This is a genomic window from Bradyrhizobium sp. USDA 4011 (assembly GCF_054063415.1).
In genome coordinates this window covers 7371978-7397772 of the sequence record NZ_JBSSGG010000001.1, presented here as the reverse complement: position 1 = coordinate 7397772, position 25795 = coordinate 7371978, and the positions used below count along the sequence as shown (strand labels likewise).

Below are 25795 nucleotides of genomic sequence, written 5' to 3'. Positions count from 1 at the left end.
CCGGCAGGAATGCGGCCCTACAGATCGAAATTCGTCGGCAGCATCACGACGTCGCGGATGGTCATGCCGCGCGGCCGGGTCAGCATGAACATCACGACCTCGGCGACCTCGCTCGCCTCCAGCAGGCTGCCCGCTGCCTTGGCCTCCTCAAGCTTCTCCGCCGGCCAGTCCGCGAGCAGCGCGCTGATCACGGGCCCGGGCGAGATCGAGCCGACGCGGATCCCGTGCTTGAACACCTGGCGCCGCACCGTCTGCACGAAGCAGTTGATCGCCCATTTCGACGATGCATAGACCGGCTCCCACGGCGTCGGGAAATGCGCGGCGAGCGAGCTCGTCACGATGATGTCGCCGGTCCCGCGCGCCATCATGTGCGGCAGCACGTCGTGCACGTTCTTCATCACGACGTTGACGTTGAGGTTCAGCATCCGGTCGATCGCGCCGGTATCGGCATCGACGAGATCGCCGCCGACATAGATCCCCGCATTGGCGTGCAGGATGTCGAGCTGGCCGGCCCTCTCGAGGATCGCGGGCAACAGCGTCGCGCAGGCCTTCGGATCGAGCAGGTCGATGACCAGCGGGATCACCGCATCGCCGTGCCTGCCGGCGAGCGCTTGCAGCGCGGCCGCGTCACGGTCGACCATCACCACGCACGCGCCCGCGGCCAGCATCGCTTCGCTGCTCGCAAGTCCAATGCCCGACGCCGCCCCGGTCACCGCCGCGACCTTGCCTTCCAATTGCTTCGCCATCGTCTCCACCCTGTCCGGTCAGTGCGGCGCATGGCAACACATCGCGGTCGCGATGTCAGCTCACCATGCGATGAACGGCGGCGCGCATGTCCAGTCACATGCGGAGCATCGGCGGCCGCGTGGCGAAACGGCGACGCAGCCATTTTGCCGCTGGCCCCGCCGGCCGCTGCTTGTGCCAGACCACTTCGAGCGCAACGGGATGCGCGCCCTCGTCGAATTCCAGCTCGGGAATTGCCAGTTCGTCGGCAACCTGCGAGCTCGCCATGATGTGCGCCGGGATCAGCGCCCAGCCGACGCCCTGCTTGAGGATCTGCAGGATCACCCAATGGCTCTCCACCCACCACACCTCCGCGGCGACACGAAGCCGGTGCCGCTCGGTGCCTTCGTTGCGCACCGTGACCACGATCTGGCGATGCCGCTTCAGCTCCTCCCAGTCCACCCGGCCATGCGCCAGCGGATGGTTCTTGCCGCACACGAGCTGCAGCGGCACCCAGCCGATGGTCTTGAAGCCGAGCTCGGGCGGCAGATGCTCCTGCCGCCACATCACGCCGACATCGGCCTTGCCGTCGAGCACGAGACGACTGACGTCCTCCATGATCGGAAACAGCAGCTCCACTTCGACATGAGGAAAGCGCTTGGCGAACTCCGCAAACAGCTCCCCGACCGCGCTCTCCGGATAGAGCTCGTCGATCGCCACCACCAACCGCTTCTCGACATGCGCCTCGAAACTGCTCGCGACGCCGATGAGATGCTCGCGGCGATCGAGGATCAATCTTGCTTCCGGCAACAGCCGCGCACCGGCTTCGGTCAGCACCGGGTTGCGACCCGCTCGGTCGAACAGCGCGACCCCGAGGTCTGCCTCCAAATTGGCGACGTGGGTGCTGACGGCCGATTGCGCTTTCTTCAGAAGCCGTGCCGCGCCGGAGAACGAGCCCTGCTCGGCCGCCGCCACGAAGGATTCGAGCTGGTCCATGGAAACGGCCATCTATCTCTTTTACAGATATTACCTAACTTTGTAATCCCATAATATCAGATAGAAACCCGGTCACAACGACAGAAAGGGTTTCAAAATGTCTATGCGTTCCTTCTCCGACCGGGTCAGGCACGCAGTCCTGTTCGAACTGATCGGTATCGCCATCTTCACGCCGGCAGCCGCCTGGCTGTTCAATCAGCCGATCGCCCATATGGGCGTCATCGGCGTCGTCTCGGCGACGGTGGCGACGATCTGGAACTTGCTGTTCAATCTCGGCTTCGACCACGCGCTGGTCCGCGTCACCGGCCGTGTCATCAAGACGATGCCGATCCGTGTCGCGCACGCGATGCTGTTCGAGGCCGGCCTGATCGTGCTGCTGATCCCGTTCGTCGCCTGGTATCTCCGCATCTCGCTGTGGGCCGCGCTGATGATGGATATCTCCATCGTCGCGTTCTATCTGGTCTACGCGTTCGTATTCAACATCGCTTACGATCGCGCGTTTCCGGTCCGCGAGCTCAGCGCGCACGGTCGCACGGCAAGCCGGGCCCTGCCGGCCTGATCGGCCCTCGGTACTCGGCGCCTCGGATCATGTGATCTGCGGCGCCGCGCCGGACCTGACACCGCAGCAATATTCGTGATGGTAGCGACTGCGCACAAGTTCCGCCGTGCCGCGCACGGCGGCATCTCGAAGGCGTGATCGTCCACGGCGTTCCGCGAAAACCAGCGCGGCGCGGAGGCGAACCGTCTCGCAGTTGCCATCGGCCGTTCATCGGCCGATGATGCGCGAAACGGATCAGAACCAACCGGGAGGAAGCGAATGCGTGGACGCCGTGTGCTGATGGAGTCGTTCGTGTCGCACGGCGTGCGTCATATCTTCGGCAATCCCGGCACGACGGAAACGCCGCTGCTTGACAGCCTGCCGGCATTTCCGCAACTCGAATACATCATGGCGCTGCATGAAGGCGTCGCGGTCAGCGCCGCCAGCTTCTATGCGCAGGCATCCGGACGCGTCACCGTTGCCAACCTGCACGTCGCTCCCGGCCTTGGCAACGGCATCGGCTCGCTCTATGGCGCGCTGAAAGCAAATTCGCCCCTGGTCGTGACAGCGGGTCAGCAGGACACGCGCATGCGGCTCAACAATCCGCTCCTCGGCCACGACCTCGTTGCGATGGCAGCACCCGTGACGAAGTGGAGCGTTCAGATCGAGCGCGCCGACGAGATCGCACCAATCATGCGCCGCGTGTTCAAGGTGGCGACCGATGCGCCACAAGGGCCGGTGTTCGTATCGCTCCCGATCGACGTCCTGGAACAGGAGACCGCGGTCGATGCATCGACGCCGGACAATTTGTGGCGGTCGACACGCCCCGATCCGGCAGGGATCGAGGCGATGCTTGCGCTGCTTCTGAAGGCGAAAACTCCGGCCATCATCGCCGGCGACGACGTCGCGAGATCGGGCGGCGAGCAGGCGTTGGTCGCACTGGCGGAAACGATCGGCGCCACCGTGTGGTTCGAGGGGTTGCGGCATCACGCGCCCTTCCCGACCAGCCATCCGAGCTATCGGCAGTCGCTCCCCGGCGACGCCCGGCAGGTACGCAAGGTGCTCGGCGATACCGATCTCGTTCTCCTCGTCGGCGGTCCGTTCTTCGAGGATATCTGGTTCGCGCCTGATAGCCACATTCCCCACGGCGCGTCCGTGCTCCAGATCGAAGCCTCAACCGAGCGGCTCGCGCTCAACAACAAGCTCGATGCCGGCATTGTCGGTGATATCGCGGTCAGCATCAGTGCATTGACGGACGCGCTGCGCGCCACGGCGAACGCGGACTTCAGGCAGGCTGCGCAAAACCGCAACGCTGCGCTGGCCGAGCTGCAGGCGAAGGAGAAGGAAGCCTATCGCGCACGCGTCGAGAAGAGCTGGAACCGCGAGCCAAGCTCCATGCCGCGCGTCACCTCGGAACTTCGTCGCGCCCTGCCCGATGATGTGGTTATCGTCGATGAGAGCATCACGGCGAGCCTCGATCTCGCCCGCGCCTTCGACTATCGCGGCTTCGGCGATTATTTCGGCGGACGCGGCGGCGGCATCGGCCAGGGTCTTGCCGGCGCGATCGGCGTCAAGGTCGCGATGCCGGACCGTCCGGTTGTCGCGATCTCCGGCGACGGCTCGGCGATGTATGCGATCCAGGCGCTGTGGACCGCCGCGCACCACAAGCTTGCGATCGTGTTCGTGGTGCTCGCGAACCGCGAGTACCGCATTCTCAAGCACAATGTGGACGTCTGGCGACAGAATTTCGAGGCCGGCACCCAGCATCCCTATCAGAACATGGATATCACCGGTCCCGCGCTCGACTTCGTGCATCTCGCGGCCGGCATGGGCGTCGAGGCGGTCAGGGTCGAGAAGGCGGACGACATCGCTGGCGCAATCGCCAAGGCTGTCGCGGCGCAGCGCCCGTACCTCGTCGAGATCGCGATCGAAGGCAAGCGCTAACCGCGTCGGAGGAGTTATCATGGCAGGCATTCTGGACGGCAAGGCTGCGTTGGTGACAGGCGGCGGCTCCGGCATCGGCCGGGCAACGGCGATTGCCATGGCGCGCGAAGGCGCGCGCGTGGCGGTGTCCGATCTGTCAAAGGACGGAATCGAACAGACGGTCGCGCTCATCAACACCGCGGGCGGCCAGTCGATCGCGGTCCAGGGCGACGTCACCGACGAGGCTGATGTCGCCAACATGGTGGCGCGCACGGTGTCGGCGTTTGGGCGCATCGATTGCGCGTTCAACAATGCCGGCGTGGCCGGACGCTCTGTCGGCCCGCCCGGCCAACGCATCCATGAGCTCGTGCAGCCCTCGGTGGCGAAGATGTTTTCGGTGAATCTGATGGGCGTGTTCCTGTGCCTGAAATACGAGGTCGCGCAGATGCTGAAGCAGGGCGGCGGCGGCGCGATCGTCAACACCGCCTCGATCGCCGGGCTGGTCGGCCTTGCCACGTCGGGCCACTACGTCGCGGCCAAGCATGGTGTCGTCGGGCTGACCAAGTCTGCGGCAATCGAATACGCCCAGGACGGCATCCGCGTGAACTGCGTCAATCCCGGCTACATCAAGACGCCGATGACCAAGGAGACGATGGACGAACGCTACGACGAAATCATCGCCAAGGTGCCCGCACGTCGCCTGGGCGTGCCCGAGGAAATCGCGGAGGCCGTGGTCTGGATGTGCTCGGACAAGGCATCCTTCATGACAGGCGCATCGCAGGTGGTCGACGGCGGCTACAGCGCCGCCTGAGTTACGCTTCAGCGGGCGCGTCGCGGCTTCGGGCTATTCCCTCTTCAGACTATTCCTTTGGCGGCACCGTCCGCAAATAGGTGACAATGGCATCGAGATCGGCGGCTGACACGGTGGCGTAGTAATGGAAGCCCATCGGCGGATTGAGCTTGCTGCCGTCCCTGCTGACGCCCTGAGTGATCGCGCGCTTGATCTCCTCATCGGTCCAGCCGCCAATGCCTTTCGTCTTGCTGGAGCTGATGTTTCGCGAAACCGAGACGCCCCAGGGTCCCGCAAACTTGCCGCCGCCGGCGCCCATGCTGGTGGCAAATTCTCGCCCTTGCGGCCCCATCGGGGTGTGGCACTCCATGCAGTGCGCAATCGTGGCGAGGTAGAATCCCTGCTGCACCTTGTCGCCCAACATCGCTTCGGTGTACGGGCTTTCACCGCCCGGGGGAACAGGATGCCCCTGTGATATTTTGTAGATTGGCTCCGGCACCGCATTCCTGATCGGCTTGATCGTGCGCAGATATGCGATCACCGCATCGAGATCGCGATCGGTCATGATCTCGTAGAAGCCACTTGGCATGATCATGGCGACCCGCGTGCCGTTGCGCTTGATGCCTTTACGCAGCAGTTGCTTGAGTTCGGCGTCGGTGTAGTTGCCGATGCCGGTTTCCTTGTCTTGCGTGATGTTCGGGGCCGTGACCTTGAACGGTGGCTCATCCCATGACGCACCGCCGGAAAAAGCCTTGTCCCTGATCTCGCCTGACGGTCCCTTCGGGGTATGGCAATTGCCGCAGGTCAGGATGCCGTTGACCAGGTAATCACCGCGCGCGACCAATTCCGATTGTGCGCTGACCGGGCTGCTCAATACCGCACCGATAACGAGCGCTAGCGATCCGATACGGATCATGACGACGCCTCCAATCAATTAAATATGGCGATTGAACTCTGATCGATGTCTGGCTTCAAAGAACTACGTCAGCAAAATATATGCGCACCGGTTTCAGCGCTGCGAAGGCTGTGTGCAAGACTAAGAACTACACGGCTGGCGCGCGAGAAAAAGCCGCGCGCGGATCGATGGTACGGTCGCCTCCATCTTTTCGGCAGATCCGATTGCCGGAGGGCTGACCAGACAAAATCTAGCAGGTTTCACGCGCTTGAGAAGGCAGCCTGACTACGCAATTGCGCACGAGGGCCGGACCCCACAACGCACCCCTGTGGTTGATGGTGTGGACGGCCCCCTACGGCATCAGTGTGCCAGAATGAGGTTGTTGCAAATCTCAGACATGGGAGCCGTCCGTGAACCAGATTATCCGCATTGGGATGGATACGTCGAAGCATATTTTTGTGCTGCATGGGGTTGATGCGTCCGAGCAGCCGGTCTTACGCAAGAAGCTTTCGCGCAAACTCGTGCTGGAGTTCTTCGCCAAATTGCCGCCGACGGTGATCGGGATGGAGGCCTGCGGGGCGTCGCAATATTGGGCGCGAGAGCTTTCCAGGCTGGGCCATGAGGTGAAGCTGATGGCACCGCAATTGGTGAAGCCCTACGTGATGCGGAACAAGAATGACGGGCGAGACGCAGAAGGCCTGTGTGAGGCGATGAGCCGGCCGAGCATGCGCTTTGTGCCGGTGAAAAGCGCCGAGCAGCAGGCTGCGCTGATGCTGATGGGGGTCCGCGACGGACTGATCGCCCGGCGCACCCAATTGACCAACACGATCCGCGGCCATGCGGCGGAGTATGGCCTGATCGCGCCCAAGGGGCTGGAGGCGATCGAACCGCTGCTGGCGCGGATCGCGCAGGACGAGACGCTTCCCGCTCTGGCGCGCGAGCTGTTTGCCATGCTGGGCCGGGAGTGCGTCAGGCTCGAGGACGAGTTGGAGGCGGTTGAGGCCAAGCTGATGGCCTGGCACCGCGGCGATGCCACGGGCCGGCGCCTGGCGCAGATTCCGTCGATCGGTCCGATCATTGCAACGATGCTGGTGATGAAGACACCTGATCCGGCCGCGTTCCGCTCAGGTCGTCACTTTGCGGCTTGGCTCGGCCTCACGCCCAAGGACCACTCCACCGCAGGCAAGACCAGGCTTGGCAAGATCACGCGGGCGGGCGATGAGGACCTGCGCCGTCTGCTGGTCGTCGGGGCCACGGCGGTGATCCAGCAGGCCAGGCGCGGACGCGGTCATCACTCGCGCTGGCTACTGGCGCTGATCAAGCGCAAGCCGCCGAAGCTTGCGGCCGTAGCGCTTGCCAACAAGGTGGCGCGCATCGCCTGGAAGCTGATGGTGACGGGTGAGAGTTATGACGCCGCACGGCTGAATGCCGCTACGACGGGTACCGCTTAACAGATTGGCCGGCCGGCGGGCTCGCTCGCCGACCGACCGACCGGAGCTGCAAGAGCAGATGGAGCGATCGATCGAGCAACGATGCGAGACAATCCGTGGGACCCATCGGCCGTCAACAGGTCGCGTGGTTGTTTGGAACTCGCATCGCGCAAACCATCTTGGCCAGCGATTCATTCGATCGCACTCAACAGGCCGGACATATGGATGCAAGCGATCCGATCAATCCCAGAAAGCTCTTGTGCCACGGGGGCCGTCCACATATGGGTCCCTGCTTTCGCAGGGACGATTGAGGATGTAGGCAATGCCACATTCAGTGTCGTCCTGGCTTTCGCCAGGACGACGTGTGGAGAGGCCCGCGATCGATCTCGACGCCATCAGACTCTCAGCCGGCGAAAGCTCACCGCCCCTGCTGAAGACTCCCCTCCAGCCGCGCCAGCTCGCCGTCGAGGTCACGCTCGACATCGGCCACCTGCATGTCCACTACCCGATAGTCGCGCGCTTCGAGCCAGGCTCTGCGCTTGGCGCGGTCGGCGACGATGGCCTCGCTCTCGTTCGGATTGACCAGCTCGATCGCGAGCCGGTGCACGAAGGAGACGAAGTCGGGGATGTGGCGGCCGACCGGGGTCTGGCGCTTGAACTGGCCGGCGAAGCGGCGATCCCGCGTCAGCGCCTGCCACAGGATCCGCTCGGCGTCGGTCGGGTTGCGGCGGAGCAGCCGGGCGAGGCCGCGCACGGTGCTGGAGTTGTCGGCGGCGGCACCGCCCCCTCCCTGCTCGGCGAGCAGCGCCCGCAACCGCGTCGCCTGGGCTCCATCGAGCACGCCGCCCTTGGCCGGGCCCTTGCGGCCCTCGGCGATCGCCATCACGACTCCATGAAGCGTGTGCATGTCCTGCTTGGTCGGGTCCATCCGGTTGAAGATGTTGCGCAGGTTCACCAGCATGGTGTCGCGCTTCTCGGCCGGCCGCAGGAACTCGACCTTGTCGAGCTCGGCGACGAGGTTGTCGAAGAACGCCTGCATCTGGTGCTGGGACGCCGGTTCGGACCGCTCCGGCATCGCGAACGGCAGTGCGCCCGCGGTCGAAAGCTTGAACCACTCGTACCCCATCAGCAGCACCGCCTGCGCGAGATTGAGCGAGGCGAAGCCCGGATTGACCGGGAAGGTGATGATGCGATTGGAGAGCGCGACCTCCTCATTGGTCAGGCCGGAGCGCTCCCGCCCGAACAGGATGCCGGCTCCGCCGCCGGAGGTGACGTGGCCGACGATCTCGCTTGCCGCGCCTTCCGGCCCGACCACCGGCTTGGCCTGGTCGTGGGCGCGCGCGGTGGTCGCGAACACCAGCGTGAGATCGGCGATCGCCTGCTCGACGGTGTCGAACAGCTCTACCGAACCGATGATGTGGTCGGCGCCGGCGGCGGCGCGCTGGGCGGCGACATTCGGCCAGCCGTCGCGCGGATTGACGATGCGCATCCGGGTCAACGCGAAATTGCCCATCGCGCGCGCGGCCATGCCGATGTTCTCGCCAAGCTGCGGCTCGACCAGGATGACGACGGGACCGGCAAGGTCGTGTCCTGCCTTGGTCTTGTCGGTGCCGGACATCTCACTTCACTTTCTGATTCAACGTCTGAAGATTTTGAATCAGCTTGCGAAGCGGCTGATTCAAACTCTCATGCCAAGCGGCGCAACCAGCTTTGCACCGGTATTGCGCGGAACCATTTTCTCCAAGGAGATAACAGGGTTAGCGGCGTTTGCGAATCCTCAATCGGAATCCCAATCGCACGGAGTGAAGACTGCCGCTTGCGCGCGCTTCGCCTTCGGATAGGCTATCAACCACAACCAAAGCGAAGCTGTAAAGGCATGCTTGAGGCGCCGCTTGAACGGCGAGGCACTTGGGTCGAAGCACTGGGGGGACGACGATGCGGGGCAGATGGACGCTGGCGATTGTGGGCATGGTCTTGATCGTGGCGGGGGGCCTGCTCGCCCACCTCACGCAGACCGCAGGCGGCATCCGGATCGAGGATGTCAGATTCAAGGGCGCGAAGGGCAACACCATGAGCGCCCTGCTCTACGTCCCGCCGAACGCAACGCCGCAGATTCCGGCGCCTGGCATCCTCGCCGTACACGGCTACATCAATTCGCGCGAGACCCAGGACGGCTTCGCCATCGAGCTCGCCCGCCGCGGCTATGTGGTGCTGGCGCTCGATCAGACCGGCCACGGCTACAGCGACCCGCCCTCCTTCGCCAACGGCTTTGGCGGACCTGACGGCCTTGCCTATCTCCGCAGCCTGCCGTTCGTCGACAAGGAGAACATCGGGCTGGAGGGCCATTCGATGGGCGGCTGGACCGTACTGGCGGCCGCCACCGCGATGCCCAACGACTATAAATCGATGGTGCTGGAGGGCTCGTCCACCGGCAAGCCGTTCGCCGCCGAGGGCACCGCGAACTGGCCGCGCAACACCGCGCTGGTGTTCGCCCAGTACGAGGAGTTCTCCACCCTGATGTGGGGCGTCGACCTCGCCCGCGACGTCACCAAGAGCCCGAAACTCTGGGCGCTGTTCGGCACGCAAGGCGCGGTCGAGCCAGGCAAGGTCTATGGCGATCCGGCCAACGGCACCGCCCGGGTGCTGTACACCCCGGCGATGACCCATCCGGCCGAGCACATCTCGCATGAGGCGATCGGCTACAGCCTCGACTGGTTCGCCAAGACGTTGAAGGGTGGCACGCCTCGCCCGGTCGACGACCAGATCTGGTTCCGCAAGGAGATCGGCACCCTGATCGCGCTGATCGGCTTCGTGGCGCTCGTCATCGGGACGTTCGACGGGTTGCTGGAAGCGCCGATGTTCTCCCGCCTGCGGCTGCCGGCGGTCGCCGATGGCACCATGCCGGCGCATCAGGCCGCCAGCGGCCGGCGCTGGACCACGGCGTTCATCCTGTCGGCCTTCATCCCCGCGCTGACCTACTACCCGGCCTTTGCACTGGGCGGCAATGTCGTCACCCCGAGCGCGTTCCTGCCGCAGGGCATCACCAACCAGATCCTGGTCTGGGCCATCATCAACGGCCTGATCACGCTGGCGCTGATGTGGTTCGTCCCGAAACGCGCGAGCCGGGCGGGCCTGGTCGGTCAATCCGTCGTGATCGCGGTGGCGTCGGTCGCGGTCGGTTACGCCGCGCTCTGGCTGGCCGACCTCGCCTTCAAGATCGACTTCAGGTTCTGGATCGTCGCACTCAAATTGATGAGCGCGAAGCAATTCCTCATCTTCCTGATCTATCTGATTCCGTTCACGGCGTTTTTCGTCGTGGCGCTGCACGTGCTGCACCGGAATTTCTCGACCATGGGCGCTCCGCGCGGAGCGCTCTATCTGACCAACATCCTGGCGCTGACGCTCGGTTTCATCGTGTTGCTGGTGCTGCAATACGGCACGCTGTGGCTGACCGGAAAGCTGTTCAACCCGATCCCGGACCCGGGTTTCGTGCCGCTCTCGACCATCGTCGCGATCCAGTTCGTGCCGCTCCTGGCGATCGTCGCCGTGATCGCGACCTTTACCTGGCGGCGGACCGGATCGAGCCTGCCGGGAGCCCTGATCGCGGGCCTGTTCGTGACCTGGTACATCGTGGCCGGGACCGCGACGCAGGTCCCGTTTTAGAGGGGGCCACGCGCCGTCGTCAGAATGGCGGTTCTCGGTGAAAAGATGGGCTGAAAGTGCATAACCGGTGCGCTTCCGCCCGTCCCCGGGCGGTGCTATAGCGCAGGCGTATTCCACCCCCCCGCCGTCAAAAGCGCGCCGTTCCCAAGAGGGCCTCCCCGTCATGGCAAAAATCAAGGTATCCAACCCCGTCGTCGAGCTCGATGGCGACGAGATGACCCGGATCATCTGGCAGTACATCAAGGACAAGCTGATCAACCCGTTCCTGGATGTCGAACTGCTCTATTTCGATCTGGGCATGGAATACCGCGATGAGACCAATGACCAGGTGACCATCGACGCCGCCGAAGCCATCAAGAAGGTCGGCGTCGGCGTCAAATGCGCCACCATCACCCCCGACGAGGCCCGGGTGAAGGAGTTCGGCCTGAAGCAGATGTGGAAGTCGCCGAACGGCACCATCCGCAACATCCTCGGCGGCGTGATCTTCCGCGAGCCGATCATCTGCAAGAACGTGCCGCGCCTGGTTCCCGGCTGGACCAAGCCGATCATCATCGGCCGCCACGCCTATGGCGACCAGTACCGCGCGACCGACATCAAGTTCCCCGGCAAGGGCACGCTGTCGCTGAAGTTCGTCGGCGAGGACGGCACCGTGATCGAGCGGGAAGTGTTCAAGGCACCCGGCGCCGGCGTTGCAATGGAGATGTACAATCTCGACGACTCCATCATCGATTTCGCCCGCGCCTCGCTGAATTACGGCCTACTGCGCAACTACCCGGTTTACCTCTCGACCAAGAACACGATTCTGAAGGTCTATGACGGCCGCTTCAAGGACATCTTCCAGGACATCTACGACCGCGAGTTCAAGAAGGAATTCGAGGCCAAGGGCCTGACCTACGAGCACCGCCTGATCGACGACATGGTGGCCTCGGCGCTGAAATGGTCCGGCGGCTATGTCTGGGCCTGCAAGAACTATGACGGCGACGTGCAGTCCGACACCGTGGCCCAGGGCTACGGCTCGCTCGGCCTGATGACCTCGGTGCTGCTCACCCCGGACGGCAAGACGGTGGAAGCCGAAGCCGCCCACGGCACCGTGACCCGCCACTACCGCGAGCACCAGAAGGGCAAGGAGACCTCGACCAACTCGATCGCGTCGATCTTCGCCTGGACCCGTGGCCTCGCCCATCGCGCCAAGCTCGATAACAACCCGGAACTGGCGAAATTCGCCACCACCCTGGAGAAGGTCTGCGTCGCGACCGTCGAAGAGGGCTACATGACCAAGGACCTCGCGCTCCTGGTCGGCGCCGACCAGCGCTGGCTCTCGACCACCGGCTTCCTCGACAAGGTCGCCGAGAATCTCGGAAAGGCGATGGCGGCCTAACGGCCGCCCATTGCCGAACACAATAGCGAGCGTCACCATGACCTTTCCCGGCCGGGTGACGCTCGCATCCTTGTTGCTGACCGGGTCGGCGACACTCGCTGCCGACCCGCTGCCCGCCCCCGTTGCGGCGCCCGACGAGACCGCGGTCCTCACCGTCCACGCCGAGGGCGTGCAGGTCTATGAATGCAAGCCGGTCACCGACGGCAAGCTCGCCTGGTCGTTCCGCGAACCGGTCGCCACCCTGATCGCCGATGGCCGCACCGTCGGCCGGCACTATGCCGGACCAAATTGGGAGCATGTCGACGGCAGCGCCGTGACCGCCCGCACCGCCGGCAGCGCGCCCGGCGCGACACCCACAGACATTCCCTGGCTGAAGCTCGATGTGATCTCCCACCGCGGCAACGGCCTGCTCTCGAGCGTCGCCACTGTGCAGCGGATCAACACCTCGGGCGGCGAGCTCAGCGGCGCCTGCGATAAATCCGGCGCACTGAAGAGCGCGGCCTATTCGGCGGATTAAGTGTTCTTGCGGAGAGACTAGGCCAAAGCGTTTTCGAGCGAAGTGGGTACAGGTTCGCGTGAAGAAAACGCGTCAAAGCTAATCCCGGATGCCGCCGTCGGTCTCGCGCGGCGGCACTTGTGCGAGTTCGCCGACAGCAAGGTCGCCACCAGCCGCGAGCGGATCGGCGAGCCGCGCCTCCGCCGTCTCCCTGACATGGGCGGCGAGCGCCGGGATCCGCTCGGTCAGGGCATGGAAGTCCTGCGCATCGAGCAGCAGCAGCTTGGTCTTCCGCATCGCCGTCACCGTGCCGGAGCGGCTGGTCCGCCGGAGCAGCGCGATCTCGCCGAAGAACGAGCCGTCGGCAAGCCGCACACGCTGGCTCGGCAGGTCGATCTCGACCTCGCCGGCGGTGATGAAATACATCGACGACGCCGGATCGCCGCGCCGCACCAGCACCTCGCCGGCCTCGATGGTCTGCGACCGCAGCAGGCGCATGATGTCGGCGATCTCGGCAGCGCCGAGATGTGAGAACAGCGGCACCCGCGCCAGCATGCCCCAGGTCACGACGAAGTCGCGGCGCCGGACCTCGTCGGCGAACGCGGTCGAGACGATCGCGACCGGCAGCGCGATCATCGCAAAGCCGACCACGATCGCAACCACCGTGACCATCCGGCCGAGCACAGTCACCGGGACGACGTCGCCGTAACCGACGGTCCCGAGCGTCACGATCGCCCACCACATCGCCTGCGGCATGGTGCCGAACTTGTCCGGCTGCACCTTGTGCTCGATCGCATAGAGCAGCGAGGCGAACAGCAGCACCGCGCCGGTCAGGATCACGACGCAGCCGAACAACGTGCGCCGCTCGGCATGCAGCGCCGCCAGCAGCGAGCGCATCGCGGTCGAATAGCGCACCAGCTTGAGGAACGGCAGCATGCCGAACAGCACCAGCGCGGTCTTGTCGCCGATCGCGAGCGCGATGGCCGACGGCAGGAAGGCGAGCAGGTCGATCACGCCGAGCGCCGAGAAGGCGTATTCCAGCCGCGCCTGACGCGGCGTCATGTCGCGCAGCGAGCGGCCGACCACGCTCCAGAGCCGCGCGGCATATTCCAGCGCGAAGGCGGTCACCGCGGTGATCTCGATCGCCGTGAACAGCCACCAGAACTGGGCATCGATCTCCGGCACCGACGCCAGGATCGCCGCCAGCACATCGACGGTGATGATCGCGACGACGAGCCGGACAAATCGCGCTCCGACCGAATATGGCAGGTGGTCCTGCTCGAGCAGCTCGTAGAGACGCCCCCGCAGTCCGGGATCGCTGATCGTGGGCTTTCCCGGAGCCGTCGCCACGATCAGCCTCTCCGTCAGGCGCCAGCCGATGCCTGTTGAGTCATGGCTTGCTCGATCGCCGACAGCGCGGCGTCGGCCTTGGCACCGTCGGGCCCGCCGGCCTGCGCCATATCGGGCCGGCCACCGCCACCCTTGCCGCCGAGCACCTCCGAGCCCTTGCGCACCAGCTCGACCGCGTTGAAGCGCGAGGTCAGGTCGGCGGTGACGCCGACCACGATGCCGGCCTTGCCGTCCTCGGTGACCCCGACGATCGCGACCACGCCGGAGCCGATCTGCTTCTTGCCGTCGTCGACGAGGCTCTTCAGGTCCTTGGTCTCGACGCCTTCGACCGCGCGCGCGAGCAGCTTGACGTTGCCGACCTCGCGAACGCCGGAGGCCGCACCATTCGACGACGCTCCGCCGCCCATCGCGAGCTTCTTGCGGGCATCCGACAGGTCGCGCTCGAGCTTCTTGCGCTCTTCCATCAGGGCTGCGATGCGCGACGGCACATCCTCGATCGTGGTGCGCAGCTCGGCCGCCGCGGTCTTCGCCAGCGTCATGGTGTCGTTGGCGTGCCTGCGCGCATGATGTCCGGTCAGCGCCTCGATGCGGCGGACGCCGGACGCGACCGCGCTCTCGCTGGTCACCGAAATCAGGCCGATGTCGCCGGTGCGACGAACATGGGTGCCGCCGCAGAGCTCGACCGACCAGCCGAGCGCGTTCTGGCCGTGCTCGCGGGCGCTCTTGCCCATCGAGACGACGCGAACCTCGTCGCCATACTTCTCGCCGAACAGCGCGCGCGCACCGGCCTCGCGGGCGTCGTCGACACCCATGACGCGGGTCGTCACCTCGTCATTCTCGAGCACGACATCGTTGGCGATGTCCTCGACCCGGGCGAGCTCTTCCGGCGTAATCGGCTTCGGGTGCACGAAATCGAAGCGCAGGCGATCGGGCGCGACCAGCGAGCCGCGTTGCGCGATGTGATCGCCGAGCACCTGGCGCAGCGCCTCGTGCAGCAGATGTGTCGCCGAGTGGTTGGCGCGGATCGACGAGCGCCTGGCGTGGTCGACCTCGAGCTGCAGGGCGGTGCCGACGTTCAGGGTGCCCTGCTCCACCGTGCCGACATGCACGAACAGGTCGCCGGCCTTCTTTTGCATGTCGGTGACGCGGAACTTGACGCCCTCGCCGGTGAGGATGCCGACATCGCCGACCTGACCACCGGACTCGGCATAGAATGGCGTCTGGTTCAGCACGATCGCGCCGGTCTCGCCGGCTTTGAGGCCGTCGACCTCGGCGCCGTCCTTGACCAATGCCGTCACCACGCCTTCCGCGCTCTCGGTCTCATAGCCGAGGAATTCGGTCGCACCGAGCTTCTCACGGAGCGGGAACCAGATGGTCTCGGTCGCCGCCTCGCCGGAGCCTGCCCAGGAGGCGCGCGCCTTCTCGCGCTGGCGGTTCATCGCGTCGGTGAACGATGCCTGGTCGACGCTGATGCCGCGCGACTTCAGCGCATCCTGCGTCAGGTCCAGCGGGAATCCGTAGGTGTCGTACAGCGTGAACGCGGTGTCGCCGTCGAACATGTCGCCCTTCTTGAGGCCGGCGCTCTTCTCGTCGAGGATCGAAAGGCCGCGCACCAGCGTCTTGCGGAAGCGCGTCTCTTCCAGCTGCAACGTCTCCTCGATCAGCTTCTCCGCGCGCACCAGGTCCGGATAGGCCTGGCCCATCTCGCGGACCAGCGCCCAGACCAGCCGATGCATCAGCGGCTCGCTCGCACCCAGAAGCTGCGCGTGGCGCATCGCGCGGCGCATGATCCGGCGCAGCACATAGCCGCGGCCCTCATTCGACGGCAGCACGCCGTCGGCAATCAGGAACGCCGAGGAGCGCAGATGGTCAGCGATCACCCGGTACGACGCCACGTTCTGCGGGTTCGGCCCATGGCCGAGGGCCGAGGCGGCCGCATCGATCAGGTGGCGGAACAGATCGGTCTCGAATACGCTCTCGACGCCCTGCAGGATGCAGGCCATGCGCTCAAGCCCCATGCCGGTGTCGATCGAGGGACGCGGCAGCGCCACGCGCTCCTCCTTCGTCACCTGCTCGTACTGCATGAACACCAGGTTCCAGAATTCGAGGAAGCGATCGCCGTCCTCTTCCGGGCTGCCCGGAGGTCCGCCCCAGATGTGCTCGCCGCGATCGATGAAGATCTCGGAGCACGGACCGCACGGTCCGGTATCGCCCATCGCCCAGAAATTGTCCGAGGTCGGGATGCGGATGATGCGATCGTCCGAGAAGCCCGCGATCTTCTTCCAGTAGCCCGCTGCCTCGTCGTCGGTGTGGTAGACGGTGACGAGCAGCTTGTCCTTCTTCAGCCCGAAATCCTTGGTGATCAGATTCCAGGCGAGCTCGATCGCGCGCTCCTTGAAGTAGTCGCCGAACGAGAAGTTGCCGAGCATCTCGAAGAAAGTGAGATGGCGCGCGGTGTAGCCGACGTTGTCGAGGTCGTTGTGCTTGCCGCCGGCGCGGACGCACTTCTGCGACGTCGTGGCGCGCTGATAGCCGCGCTTCTCGACGCCGGTGAAGACGTTCTTGAACTGCACCATGCCGGCGTTGGTGAACATCAGGGTCGGGTCGTTGCGCGGAACCAGTGGCGACGACGCCACGATCTCGTGGCCGTTCTCCTTGAAGAAGTTCAGAAATGTCGACCTGATGTCGTTGACGCTGCTCATGTTCATCCAATCGGAAAAAGGGGCCGGCCAGCCGCAAAAAGGCGTCATTTTCCGGCCGAACGCTTTTAGACATTGCCAGCTGCGGTGTCCAGAAACTGTGCAGGCGGATCATGGGCTTGCCGCGGCAGCACAAAGCCCATTGGATAGCAGCGAGAGCTGCGTTGACAGTCCTGGTGACGCCGTGTTTTCTACCTACCTGTTACTAGTCACGTCGGGAGAGACCGGCCTTACCGCCGGCGCCGAAGGAGCAACCGCCCCGGAAACTCTCAGGCAAAAGGACCGCGTGACGTCTAACATCTGGAAAGAGGCGCTGGGGTTCTCCCCGATGCGTCCGCCGACGGGATAATACTCTCAGGCACAGCGACAGATGGGGCTTTCTGCAGGTTTCTCAAGGGGAAATAGGTCCCCGCGGGAACCGCGAGGGCCCTGTGATGCTTGCGTGCGAAACCTCCCCGCTGAAACAGACCCCGCTGCACGCGCTGCATCTGGCGCGCGGCGCCAAGATGGTGCCGTTCGCCGGCTATGACATGCCGGTGCAATACACGACCGGCGTGCTGAAGGAGCACCTGCACACCCGCAAGGAAGCGGGCCTGTTCGACGTGTCGCACATGGGCCAGCTCGCGCTGCGGCCGAAATCGGGCAATGTCGAGGACGCGGCCCGCGCGCTCGAGAGACTAGTGCCGCAAGACATTGTGGGACTTGCCCCAGGGCGGCAACGCTACGCCCAGTTCACCAATGCCGATGGTGGGATCCTGGACGATCTGATGGTCGCCAATTTCTTCGGCGATCACCTGTTCCTGGTCGTAAACGCCGCCTGCAAGGAAGAGGACGAGGCGCACCTGCGCGCACACCTCTCCGATGACTGCATCATCGATTCGCTAACCGATCGCGCGCTGATCGCGCTTCAGGGTCCGAAGGCAGAAGCCGTGCTGGCCAAATTCTGCGCAGCGGCGCCGTCCATGAAGTTCATGGATGCGGGTCCACACTTGGTCGACCGTTACAACTGGATGGTTGACCATCGCGTCTGGTTTGTCTCGCGCTCCGGCTATACAGGTGAGGACGGGTTCGAGATTTCTGTCCCCGCGGCCGATGCCGAAGGCCTTGCCAAAGCGCTGCTCGACAATCCCGACGTGCTGCCGATCGGGCTCGGCGCGCGCGACAGTCTGCGGCTCGAGGCCGGGCTCTGTCTCTACGGTCACGATATCGACACCACGACGACGCCGGTCGAGGGTGCGCTGGAATGGTCGGTGCAGAAAGTCCGCCGCAGCGGCGGCGCCCGCGCCGGCGGTTTCCCCGGTGCCGACAAGATTCTCGCGCAATTCGCCCAAGGCGCTGCTCGCCGCCGCGTCGGTCTCAAGCCCGACGGCCGCGCCCCGGTGCGCGAAGGCGCCTTGCTGTTTGCCGACGCCACCTCGGCCGAGCCGATCGGCAAGGTGACGTCGGGCGGCTTCGGCCCGAGCCTCAATGCGCCGGTCGCGATGGGCTATCTGCCGACATCCCTTTCCGCGCTCGGCACCACGGTTTTCGCCGAAGTGCGCGGCCAACGGCTCCCGCTCAAGGTCGCCGCCACGCCCTTCGTCCCCAATACCTACAAACGCTAAACGCCAAAGGATCGATCCCCATGACGACGCTGTACACGTCCGACCACGAATGGCTCCGCATCGAGGGCGACGTCGCCACGATCGGGATCACCGACTACGCGCAGTCGCAGCTCGGCGACGTCGTGTTCGTCGAACTGCCCAAGGTCGGCCGCAGCCTGAAGAAAGCCGAGGCCGCCGCGGTCGTCGAATCCGTCAAGGCCGCCTCCGACGTCTACGCGCCGATCACCGGCGAAGTGATCGAGGTCAACGAGGCGCTCGCGGCCGAGCCCGCGCTGGTCAATTCGGATGCCGGCGGCAAGGCCTGGTTCTTCAAGCTCAAGATTGCCGACAAGGGCGAACTCGGCGGCCTGATGGACGAGGCCGCCTACGCCGCGCACACCGCCTAACGGATCATCCGAGGATCAGCCCATGAACGCGCCCTTCAAGCCGATCAACGAAGCCGCCACCGATTTCGTCCGCCGCCACATCGGGCCATCCCCGCGCGACATCAACGCGATGCTGGAAACGGTCGGCGCCGCGAGCCTGCAGGCGCTGATGAACGAGACGTTGCCGGCGTCGATCCTTCAGAAGGCGCCGCTCGATCTCGGCCGGGCGCTGAGCGAAACCGAAGCGCTCGCGCATATGAGCGAGCTCGCCGCGCAGAACCAGACCTTCACCTCGCTGATTGGCCAGGGCTATTCCGGCACCATCCTGCCCGCGGTGATCCAGCGCAACATCCTGGAGAACCCGGCCTGGTACACCGCCTATACGCCGTACCAGCCGGAGATCAGCCAGGGGCGGCTCGAAGCCTTGTTCAATTTCCAGACCATGATCTGCGACCTCACCGGGCTCGACGTCGCCAACGCCTCGTTGCTCGACGAGGCGACCGCCGCCGCCGAAGCAATGGCGCTCGCCGAGCGCCACTCGCAGGTGAAGGCAAAGGTGTTCTTCGTCGACAAGGAAGTTCATCCGCAGACGCTGGCGGTGATGCGCACGCGCGCCGCCCCATTGGGCTGGGCGCTTGTGGTCGGCGATCCCCTGACCGAGCTCGACAAGGCCGACGTGCTCGGCGCGCTGCTGCAATATCCGGGCACGACAGGCGCGGTGCGCGACCTCCGGCCCGCGATCGCATCGCTGCACGCCAAGGGTGCGCTTGCGATCGTGGCCGCGGACCTGCTGTCGCTGGCTTTGCTGACCTCGCCCGGCGAGCTCGGCGCCGACATCGCCATCGGTTCGGCGCAGCGGTTCGGCGTGCCGATGGGTTATGGCGGACCGCACGCCGCCTACATGGCCGTGCGCGACACGCTGAAGCGCTCGCTGCCCGGCCGCATCGTTGGCCTCTCGGTGGATTCGCGCGGTGCACCGGCCTATCGGCTGGCGCTGCAGACCCGCGAGCAGCATATCCGCCGAGAGAAGGCGACCTCCAACATCTGTACTGCGCAGGTGCTGCTCGCCGTGATCGCTTCGATGTATGCGGTGTATCACGGCCCGGAAGGCCTGACGCACATCGCGCGCAGCGTGCATCGCCGCGCCACCGTGCTCGCCGCCGGCCTGCGCAAGCTCGGCTTTGCGCCGACCAGCGAGGCATTCTTCGACACCGTGACGGTCGAGGCCGGAAGCAAGCAGATCGAGATCGTCTCCCGCGCGCAGGCGGAGCGGATCAATCTGCGCATCGGCGCAACCACGCTCGGTATCGCGCTCGACGAGACCACGACGCCGGAGACCGTCGAAGCGGTGTGGCGCGTGTTCGGCGGCAAGCTCAGCTTCGCCGAGATCGAGGCGGCCGCACGCGAGGCGCTGCCGAAGGAGCTGCGCCGCACCAGCGCATTTCTCACCCACCCGGTATTCAACACCCACCGTTCGGAGACCGAGCTGCTGCGCTACATGCGCAAGCTCAGCGATCGCGACCTCGCGCTCGACCGCGCGATGATCCCGCTCGGCTCCTGCACAATGAAGCTCAACGCCACCACCGAGATGATCCCGCTGACCTGGCCGGCGTTCGGCAACCTGCATCCGTTCGCGCCTGCGGATCAGGCCAAGGGTTATCACGCGCTGTTCAAGCGGCTGGAGCAGTGGCTGTGCGACATCACCGGCTATGACGCGATCTCGCTGCAGCCGAATTCCGGCGCGCAGGGCGAATATGCCGGGTTGCTGGCCATCCGTGGCTATCACCTCGCGCGCGGCGAGCCGCACCGCAAGGTGTGCCTGATCCCCTCCTCCGCGCACGGCACCAATCCGGCCTCGGCCGCGATGGTAGGCATGGACGTCGTGGTTGTCGCGTGCGATGCGCGCGGCGATGTCGACGTCAATGATCTGCGCGCCAAGGCGGAGAAGCATTCGGCCAATCTCGCCGCCGTCATGATCACCTATCCGTCGACCCACGGCGTGTTCGAGGAGCATATCAGCGAGATCTGCGACATCGTGCATGCGCATGGCGGCCAGGTCTATCTCGACGGCGCCAACATGAACGCGCAGGTCGGGCTGTCGCGGCCCGGCGATTACGGCGCCGATGTCAGCCATCTCAATCTGCACAAGACCTTCTGCATCCCGCATGGCGGCGGCGGCCCCGGCATGGGTCCGATCGGCGTGAAGGCGCATCTTGCGCCCTATCTGCCCGGCCATCCCGCAACCGACGGGGCGACCGCACACGCGATCGGCCCGGTGTCGGCCGCGCCGTTTGGCTCGGCATCGATCCTGACCATCTCCTACATCTACATCCTGATGATGGGCGGCGAAGGTCTCACGCGCGCCACCGAAATTGCGATCCTCAATGCGAACTACATCGCCGCACGGCTGCAGCCGCACTTCCCGGTGCTGTATCGCAACGAGCGCGGCCGCGTCGCGCATGAATGCATCGTCGACCCGCGGGCGCTGAAGACGACCAGCGGCGTCACCGTGGACGACATCGCCAAGCGGCTGATCGACTACGGCTTCCACGCGCCGACCATGAGCTTCCCGGTGGCGGGCACGCTGATGATCGAACCGACGGAATCGGAATCGAAGTTCGAGATCGACCGCTTCTGCGACGCGATGATCGCGATCCGGGGCGAGATCGCGGAGATCGAGAAGGGCCGCCGGAAGGTCGAGGCGTCGCCGCTGCGCCACGCACCGCACACCGTCCACGACATCGCCGACGACGCCTGGAACCGGGCCTACACCCGCGCCGAGGGCTGCTTCCCCGCCGGCGTGTCGCGGTCCGACAAATACTGGAGCCCGGTCGGCCGCGTCGACAATGTCTACGGCGATCGCAATCTGGTGTGCTCGTGCCCGCCGATCGAGGATTACGCGCAGGCGGCGGAGTAACGGGCCATGTTGCAGGATGGGTGGAGCGTAGCGAAACCCATCCTACGGTCCGGCAATCATAAGGCCCGACGAGACTGCGGGCGAACGACGGCGAGCGATACCGCCGCAGGAGGAAACATGCGGGAGGAATTCTGGTTTCATTTCCCGTTTCGCGTCCGCTATTCCGAGGTCGACGCGCAGGCCGTGGTGTTCAACGCGCACTACCTGACCTACTTCGACACCGCGATAACAGAATATTTTCGCGCGCTCGGCTACGACTATCTCGGCGAGGTCGCGCGGACTGGCATCGACTTCCACACCGTAAAATCGGTGGTCGAGTACAAGGCGCCGATCCGGTTCGACGAGGACATCGAGGTCTGCGTTCGGGTCGCAAAGATCGGCCGTTCCTCGATCGTGCTCACTCTCGCGATCTTCGCCAAGGGCTCCGACGACCTGCGCGCCACCGGCGAGATCATCTGGGTCGCCACCGATCAGAAGACCCACCAATCGGTCGCCGTGACGGAAGACCTGCGCACGCTGATCGCGAGCCGGGAAACGGCGCTGGCGTAACGCGGCGCCTGCCGGCGTCACACGGATCAAGCCCTACGGCGCGACCAAGGTGCGGCCCTCGGCGTCCCAGCGCCACAGCCGCTCGTTGGTCAACTCCGTGCCGCCCCACCAGCGATGGATTGGATTGTACTGGCTGAAGTCGCCAGCGCCAGCGACGATTGCCCTGCCGAGGCCGGTCAGCGCGAGCCGGCTCCGCTTGTAGCGTTGGTGACGTTCCGGGTCCTCGTGCATGTCGAGATCGAACGGCCCATCGTCGAAGCCGAAGATGGCAGGCACCGGACAGTGAGCCAGCCCATCCAGTAAGGCCCCCGTTTCCCAATAACCGAACGTCCGCCGGGGGCTGAGTTTCTCGTGCCCGGGAAACAAATCGTACGGATGGACGTGTCCCGCCGAGAGCAACTCCAACATCCGCATTTCCGTTGCGCCAAGCCCGGAGCCACGCGAGGGAAGCTCTTCCAGGAGCGCTACGACTGAGCTGCGCAATTGCGGAAGTGCTCCTGGATCCTGAGTCAACAGATTGAACCAGGCTTCCGGCGTTGATGCGCCCCAAGCCGCCCACGCAGCGCCGGCGACTTCGAGATGATGCCCGCGGACGGGAGCGAGGCGCAGCTGCCAAGCGGCCAGTTCGGCTGGCTGTTGCTCGCCGATGATGTGATCGGTCTGCAGCATCGCAAGCCTGGACGTGACGCTCGCATGCGGGCGCAGGCAATCCAGCAGCCAGATCAATTGCAGTTGTGAGTTCGGATCGGGATCGACCCAAAGATCGACGGCATCGAAGAGCTCGCAAAATTCGATCAATCCGACACCCTGACGATGCGCGTCCTCAAGCAATCTTCCGGTGAGATTGTCCAGCCAATGAGCCCCGGCGCGGTGCGAAGCCGCGCGCGGCGAGAACAGGGCATCCAGTTCGCTCGATGCCGGGCTTCGATCCAATGCGTGGACCTATGGAGCGACCAAAGTGCGGCTCTCGGCGTCCCAGCGCCACAGCCACTCGTTGGTCAACTCCGCGAGGGCATTTTCCCTCAAACGAAGCGTGGCCTCAACCCGACGACGATATCCGCCCTTCGCGCCTGCCTCAGGCGAAAGCTCGCGAGATCGCTTGTCGCAAGGATCAGACTTGTCAGGATGCGCGCGGCTCCCGCTGCGTGCTATGGCCAGTCACCGCCGGATTCCAGCGCCAAAGGCTGTCGTTGGTGAGGTGGGTGCCGCCCCACCAGCGATTGATCGGATTGTGATCGGTGAAGTCCGCCTTGTGGGCGAGCACCGCCTTGCCAAACTCGGTCACCGACAAGCGGCTTCGCTGGAAGGCCTGCAGGCGACCTTTCGCATTGTCCGGGTCGACAGAGCGCAAGCCATCGTCGAGCCCGGCGATCGCCGGCTGCGGTCCATGCACAAGCCCCTCGAGCAGCCTGCCGATTTCCATGTCGTTGAAGACGCCGCGCTGGCGAAAGCCGCGGAGGTAGAATAGCGCGTTGGTTCCCATGAATCCCGCCGCGATCAGCTCGAGCAACCGCATCTCGGTCGCGCCAAGTCCCGATCCGCTCCATGGCAGCTCACGAAGCAGATCCAGCAGAGCCGGCCTCAGCAAGGGAAACGCACTGAGGTCGCGGTGCACCACATCGAAACACGTCTGCGGAGTTGTCGCCCGATACGCCTGCCAGCACATGCTTGCGGTCTCGATATCCACAGGTCGGATGTTAGCCAGCGGGACCTCGTTCCAACCGCGCCATGCCGGGTCCATCGTTAGCATGCTGAAGCCGACGAGGCGCAATTTCAACTTCGCTAACATGTCCGGCTGAGCATGAAACTGGTCGAGCACCCAGATCAACTGCAGCTGATCGTTTGGGTCAGGGTCAAACCACAATTCGATGATGTCGAACGACTGGCAATAATCGTTGAACGCGAGGTCCTTCCAAGCCGCGCGCTTCGCGGACGGGGAAATCCAATCCGACCAATGATTCCCCGGCTTCTGGCCCGCTCGCACGCTGAAATAGGCCGCCAGCTCTTGTGGCGAAGGCAGCACACCCCAGGCGAAGCGAAATGAAAGTGGAAGCACCGCGTCGCCCAGACCTGCGCGTTTCAGGTCGAGCCCGGATGGATTACCCAAGATCAGGCGCTTCATCGCTTGAACTCACTGAACATCGGCTACAAAACCAAACGGGCGCCGAAGACGTCGGCAACTCAACGTCCTCAGCGCCCGCTTGCAGCGAAATGATTGAGTCTTGAGGCTTACTCCTCCACGGGCTCCTCGCCCTCGGCGTCGCGCTCGGGCGTGCCGGCGAGAATCTGCTCGGAAATCAGGCCAGAGTTCTGCCGGATCGCGGCCTCGATCTTGGCGGTGATGTCGGGGTTCGCCTTCAGGAACGCCTTCGAGTTCTCGCGGCCCTGGCCGAGCCGCTGGCTGTCATACGAGAACCAGGCGCCGGACTTCTCGACGATGCCGGCCTTGACGCCGAGGTCGAGGATCTCGCCCATCTTGGAGACGCCCTCGCCGTACATGATGTCGAACTCGACCTGCTTGAAGGGCGGCGCCAGCTTGTTCTTCACCACCTTGACGCGGGTGGTGTTGCCGACCACCTCGTCGCGCTCCTTGATCGCGCCGATGCGGCGGATGTCGAGGCGGACCGAGGCATAGAATTTCAGCGCGTTGCCGCCGGTCGTGGTCTCCGGCGAACCGTACATCACGCCGATCTTCATGCGGATCTGGTTGATGAAGATCACCATGGTGTGGGACTTGTTGATCGAGGCGGTGAGCTTGCGCAGCGCCTGGCTCATCAGGCGCGCCTGCAGGCCTGGCAGCGCGTCGCCCATCTCGCCCTCGAGCTCGGCCTTCGGCACCAGTGCCGCGACCGAATCAACCACCAGCACGTCGACCGCGCCGGAGCGCACCAGCGTGTCGCAAATCTCCAGCGCCTGCTCGCCGGTGTCGGGTTGCGAGATCAGGAGCTCGTCGATGTTGACGCCGAGCTTGCGCGCATAGACCGGATCGAGCGCGTGTTCGGCGTCGATAAAGGCGCAGATGCCGCCCTTCTTCTGGCCTTCCGCCACGGTGTGCAGCGCCAGCGTGGTCTTGCCCGAGGATTCCGGCCCGTAGATCTCGACGACGCGTCCCTTCGGCAGACCGCCGACGCCGAGCGCGATGTCGAGCCCGAGCGATCCCGAGGACACCGTCTCGACATCCATCGAACGATCGTTCTTGCCGAGCTTCATCACCGAGCCCTTGCCGAACTGGCGCTCGATCTGGGAGAGCGCGGCTGAGAGGGCCTTGGACTTGTCCATGGAGGATCCTTCGACGATACGCAGTGCAGTGGCGGACATTTGGGATGTGCTCCTTATGGCGGGGATTCGCTAGCGGGAAAAACGGGCCACGGGGTCGGGCGGAATGCGTTGTGACAGGGACCTCGTACCACGTTTGTTCTATGTTCGCAATATGTTCTTTCTGACGCGTCGGTGCTGTCCGTATTTAAGCCCCAGTGTTC

20 protein-coding genes and 1 riboswitch are annotated in these 25795 nt (G+C 64.8%); of the genes, 11 read left to right on the top strand and 9 right to left on the bottom strand.

The genetic code is table 11. The annotated features are described in order from the left end of the window. Positions 1–17: 17 nt before the first annotated feature. Both ACVW1C_RS34850 and ACVW1C_RS34845 read right to left on the bottom strand, forming a co-directional pair. Positions 18–746: an SDR family oxidoreductase gene (locus ACVW1C_RS34850; protein ID WP_456762133.1), complete on the bottom strand. Its 729-nt coding sequence runs from the start codon at positions 744–746 to the stop codon at positions 18–20. Between the two features lie 94 nt (positions 747–840). Next, on the bottom strand, positions 841–1731 hold the full coding sequence (locus ACVW1C_RS34845) for a LysR family transcriptional regulator (protein WP_456762132.1): 891 nt from the start codon (positions 1729–1731) through the stop codon (positions 841–843). Between the two features lie 85 nt (positions 1732–1816). Between ACVW1C_RS34845 and ACVW1C_RS34840 the strand changes: the two genes are divergently transcribed. The 3 genes from ACVW1C_RS34840 (at position 1817) to ACVW1C_RS34830 (ending at position 4991) form a co-directional block, all read left to right on the top strand. Then, a complete protein-coding gene (locus ACVW1C_RS34840; RefSeq protein WP_456762131.1) occupies positions 1817–2278 on the top strand; it encodes a PACE efflux transporter in 462 nt (153 codons plus the stop codon). Between the two features lie 258 nt (positions 2279–2536). Further along, positions 2537–4201, top strand: a complete 1665-nt coding sequence (locus ACVW1C_RS34835) for a thiamine pyrophosphate-binding protein (protein ID WP_456762130.1) — start codon at positions 2537–2539, stop codon at positions 4199–4201. A gap of 19 nt (positions 4202–4220) precedes the next feature. Then, complete coding sequence (locus ACVW1C_RS34830) at positions 4221–4991, top strand: SDR family NAD(P)-dependent oxidoreductase (RefSeq protein ID WP_456762129.1); 771 nt, start codon at positions 4221–4223, stop codon at positions 4989–4991. A 49-nt stretch (positions 4992–5040) separates the two neighbouring features. On the opposite strand, the gene ACVW1C_RS34825 is transcribed toward ACVW1C_RS34830, so the two are convergent. Further along, a complete protein-coding gene (locus ACVW1C_RS34825; protein ID WP_456762128.1) occupies positions 5041–5886 on the bottom strand; it encodes a c-type cytochrome in 846 nt (281 codons plus the stop codon). Between the two features lie 389 nt (positions 5887–6275). On the opposite strand from ACVW1C_RS34825, the gene ACVW1C_RS34820 reads away from it, so the two are divergent. After that, positions 6276–7316, top strand: a complete 1041-nt coding sequence (locus ACVW1C_RS34820; RefSeq protein WP_456759367.1) for an IS110 family RNA-guided transposase — start codon at positions 6276–6278, stop codon at positions 7314–7316. Positions 7317–7713: 397 nt separating this feature from the next. On the opposite strand, the gene ACVW1C_RS34815 is transcribed toward ACVW1C_RS34820, so the two are convergent. Next, complete coding sequence (locus ACVW1C_RS34815) at positions 7714–8913, bottom strand: TrmJ/YjtD family RNA methyltransferase (RefSeq protein WP_456762127.1); 1200 nt, start codon at positions 8911–8913, stop codon at positions 7714–7716. A 350-nt stretch (positions 8914–9263) separates the two neighbouring features. Between ACVW1C_RS34815 and ACVW1C_RS34810 the strand changes: the two genes are divergently transcribed. The 3 genes from ACVW1C_RS34810 to ACVW1C_RS34800 all read left to right on the top strand — a co-directional run bounded on the left by ACVW1C_RS34810 (position 9264) and on the right by ACVW1C_RS34800 (position 12853). Next, complete coding sequence (locus tag ACVW1C_RS34810; protein WP_456762126.1) at positions 9264–10958, top strand: alpha/beta hydrolase family protein; 1695 nt, start codon at positions 9264–9266, stop codon at positions 10956–10958. Positions 10959–11121: 163 nt separating this feature from the next. After that, the gene (locus tag ACVW1C_RS34805) at positions 11122–12336 is read left to right on the top strand and encodes an NADP-dependent isocitrate dehydrogenase (protein WP_092115336.1); all 1215 of its coding nucleotides are present in this window, start codon (positions 11122–11124) and stop codon (positions 12334–12336) included. A gap of 37 nt (positions 12337–12373) precedes the next feature. Continuing rightward, positions 12374–12853, top strand: coding sequence for a DUF3455 domain-containing protein (locus ACVW1C_RS34800; RefSeq protein WP_456762125.1), 480 nt, complete (start codon positions 12374–12376; stop codon positions 12851–12853). Positions 12854–12931: 78 nt separating this feature from the next. On the opposite strand, the gene ACVW1C_RS34795 is transcribed toward ACVW1C_RS34800, so the two are convergent. After that, positions 12932–14185 (bottom strand): cyclic nucleotide-gated ion channel, encoded by a 1254-nt coding sequence (locus ACVW1C_RS34795; RefSeq protein WP_456763247.1) that lies wholly within the window; start codon positions 14183–14185, stop codon positions 12932–12934. 11 nt (positions 14186–14196) lie between these two features. Further along, entirely contained in the window at positions 14197–16884 is a 2688-nt protein-coding gene (alaS, locus tag ACVW1C_RS34790; RefSeq protein WP_456762124.1) for an alanine--tRNA ligase, read from the bottom strand. 202 nt (positions 16885–17086) lie between these two features. Further along, positions 17087–17175, top strand: a riboswitch (glycine riboswitch). A 140-nt stretch (positions 17176–17315) separates the two neighbouring features. Between alaS and gcvT the strand changes: the two genes are divergently transcribed. The 4 genes from gcvT to ACVW1C_RS34770 all read left to right on the top strand — a co-directional run bounded on the left by gcvT (position 17316) and on the right by ACVW1C_RS34770 (position 22316). Next, positions 17316–18485, top strand: coding sequence for a glycine cleavage system aminomethyltransferase GcvT (gene gcvT, locus ACVW1C_RS34785; RefSeq protein ID WP_456762123.1), 1170 nt, complete (start codon positions 17316–17318; stop codon positions 18483–18485). A 20-nt stretch (positions 18486–18505) separates the two neighbouring features. After that, positions 18506–18871, top strand: coding sequence for a glycine cleavage system protein GcvH (gene gcvH / locus ACVW1C_RS34780; protein WP_021077888.1), 366 nt, complete (start codon positions 18506–18508; stop codon positions 18869–18871). 22 nt (positions 18872–18893) lie between these two features. After that, on the top strand, positions 18894–21767 hold the full coding sequence (gene gcvP, locus ACVW1C_RS34775) for an aminomethyl-transferring glycine dehydrogenase (protein WP_456762122.1): 2874 nt from the start codon (positions 18894–18896) through the stop codon (positions 21765–21767). A gap of 117 nt (positions 21768–21884) precedes the next feature. Then, positions 21885–22316 (top strand): acyl-CoA thioesterase, encoded by a 432-nt coding sequence (locus tag ACVW1C_RS34770; protein WP_456762121.1) that lies wholly within the window; start codon positions 21885–21887, stop codon positions 22314–22316. 33 nt (positions 22317–22349) lie between these two features. Here the strand turns inward: ACVW1C_RS34770 and ACVW1C_RS34765 are convergent, their stop codons facing one another. From ACVW1C_RS34765 to recA, 3 genes are all read right to left on the bottom strand, one after another. Then, the gene (locus ACVW1C_RS34765; RefSeq protein ID WP_456762120.1) at positions 22350–23249 is read right to left on the bottom strand and encodes a hypothetical protein; all 900 of its coding nucleotides are present in this window, start codon (positions 23247–23249) and stop codon (positions 22350–22352) included. Positions 23250–23436: 187 nt separating this feature from the next. After that, positions 23437–24438, bottom strand: a complete 1002-nt coding sequence (locus tag ACVW1C_RS34760; protein WP_456762119.1) for a hypothetical protein — start codon at positions 24436–24438, stop codon at positions 23437–23439. Between the two features lie 107 nt (positions 24439–24545). Beyond that, positions 24546–25634: a recombinase RecA gene (recA, locus tag ACVW1C_RS34755; protein WP_106327292.1), complete on the bottom strand. Its 1089-nt coding sequence runs from the start codon at positions 25632–25634 to the stop codon at positions 24546–24548. Between the last annotated feature and the right edge of the window lie 161 nt (positions 25635–25795).

Excerpts from the sequence above, each read along its gene's own strand:
- ACVW1C_RS34830 (WP_456762129.1), top strand. The coding sequence starts at position 4,221 with ATGGCAGGCATTCTGGACGGCAAGGCTGCGTTGGTGACAGGCGGCGGC.
- ACVW1C_RS34800 (WP_456762125.1), top strand. The coding sequence starts at position 12,374 with ATGACCTTTCCCGGCCGGGTGACGCTCGCATCCTTGTTGCTGACCGGG.
- ACVW1C_RS34760 (WP_456762119.1), bottom strand. The coding sequence starts at position 24,438 with ATGAAGCGCCTGATCTTGGGTAATCCATCCGGGCTCGACCTGAAACGC.
- ACVW1C_RS34825 (WP_456762128.1), bottom strand. The coding sequence starts at position 5,886 with ATGATCCGTATCGGATCGCTAGCGCTCGTTATCGGTGCGGTATTGAGC.
- ACVW1C_RS34805 (WP_092115336.1), top strand. The coding sequence starts at position 11,122 with ATGGCAAAAATCAAGGTATCCAACCCCGTCGTCGAGCTCGATGGCGAC.
- ACVW1C_RS34815 (WP_456762127.1), bottom strand. The coding sequence starts at position 8,913 with ATGTCCGGCACCGACAAGACCAAGGCAGGACACGACCTTGCCGGTCCC.
- ACVW1C_RS34840 (WP_456762131.1), top strand. The coding sequence starts at position 1,817 with ATGTCTATGCGTTCCTTCTCCGACCGGGTCAGGCACGCAGTCCTGTTC.
- ACVW1C_RS34835 (WP_456762130.1), top strand. The coding sequence starts at position 2,537 with ATGCGTGGACGCCGTGTGCTGATGGAGTCGTTCGTGTCGCACGGCGTG.
- alaS (WP_456762124.1), bottom strand. The coding sequence starts at position 16,884 with ATGAGCAGCGTCAACGACATCAGGTCGACATTTCTGAACTTCTTCAAG.
- ACVW1C_RS34850 (WP_456762133.1), bottom strand. The coding sequence starts at position 746 with ATGGCGAAGCAATTGGAAGGCAAGGTCGCGGCGGTGACCGGGGCGGCG.
- ACVW1C_RS34770 (WP_456762121.1), top strand. The coding sequence starts at position 21,885 with ATGCGGGAGGAATTCTGGTTTCATTTCCCGTTTCGCGTCCGCTATTCC.
- gcvT (WP_456762123.1), top strand. The coding sequence starts at position 17,316 with ATGCTTGCGTGCGAAACCTCCCCGCTGAAACAGACCCCGCTGCACGCG.
- recA (WP_106327292.1), bottom strand. The coding sequence starts at position 25,634 with ATGTCCGCCACTGCACTGCGTATCGTCGAAGGATCCTCCATGGACAAG.
- gcvH (WP_021077888.1), top strand. The coding sequence starts at position 18,506 with ATGACGACGCTGTACACGTCCGACCACGAATGGCTCCGCATCGAGGGC.
- ACVW1C_RS34810 (WP_456762126.1), top strand. The coding sequence starts at position 9,264 with ATGGTCTTGATCGTGGCGGGGGGCCTGCTCGCCCACCTCACGCAGACC.
- gcvP (WP_456762122.1), top strand. The coding sequence starts at position 18,894 with ATGAACGCGCCCTTCAAGCCGATCAACGAAGCCGCCACCGATTTCGTC.
- ACVW1C_RS34845 (WP_456762132.1), bottom strand. The coding sequence starts at position 1,731 with ATGGCCGTTTCCATGGACCAGCTCGAATCCTTCGTGGCGGCGGCCGAG.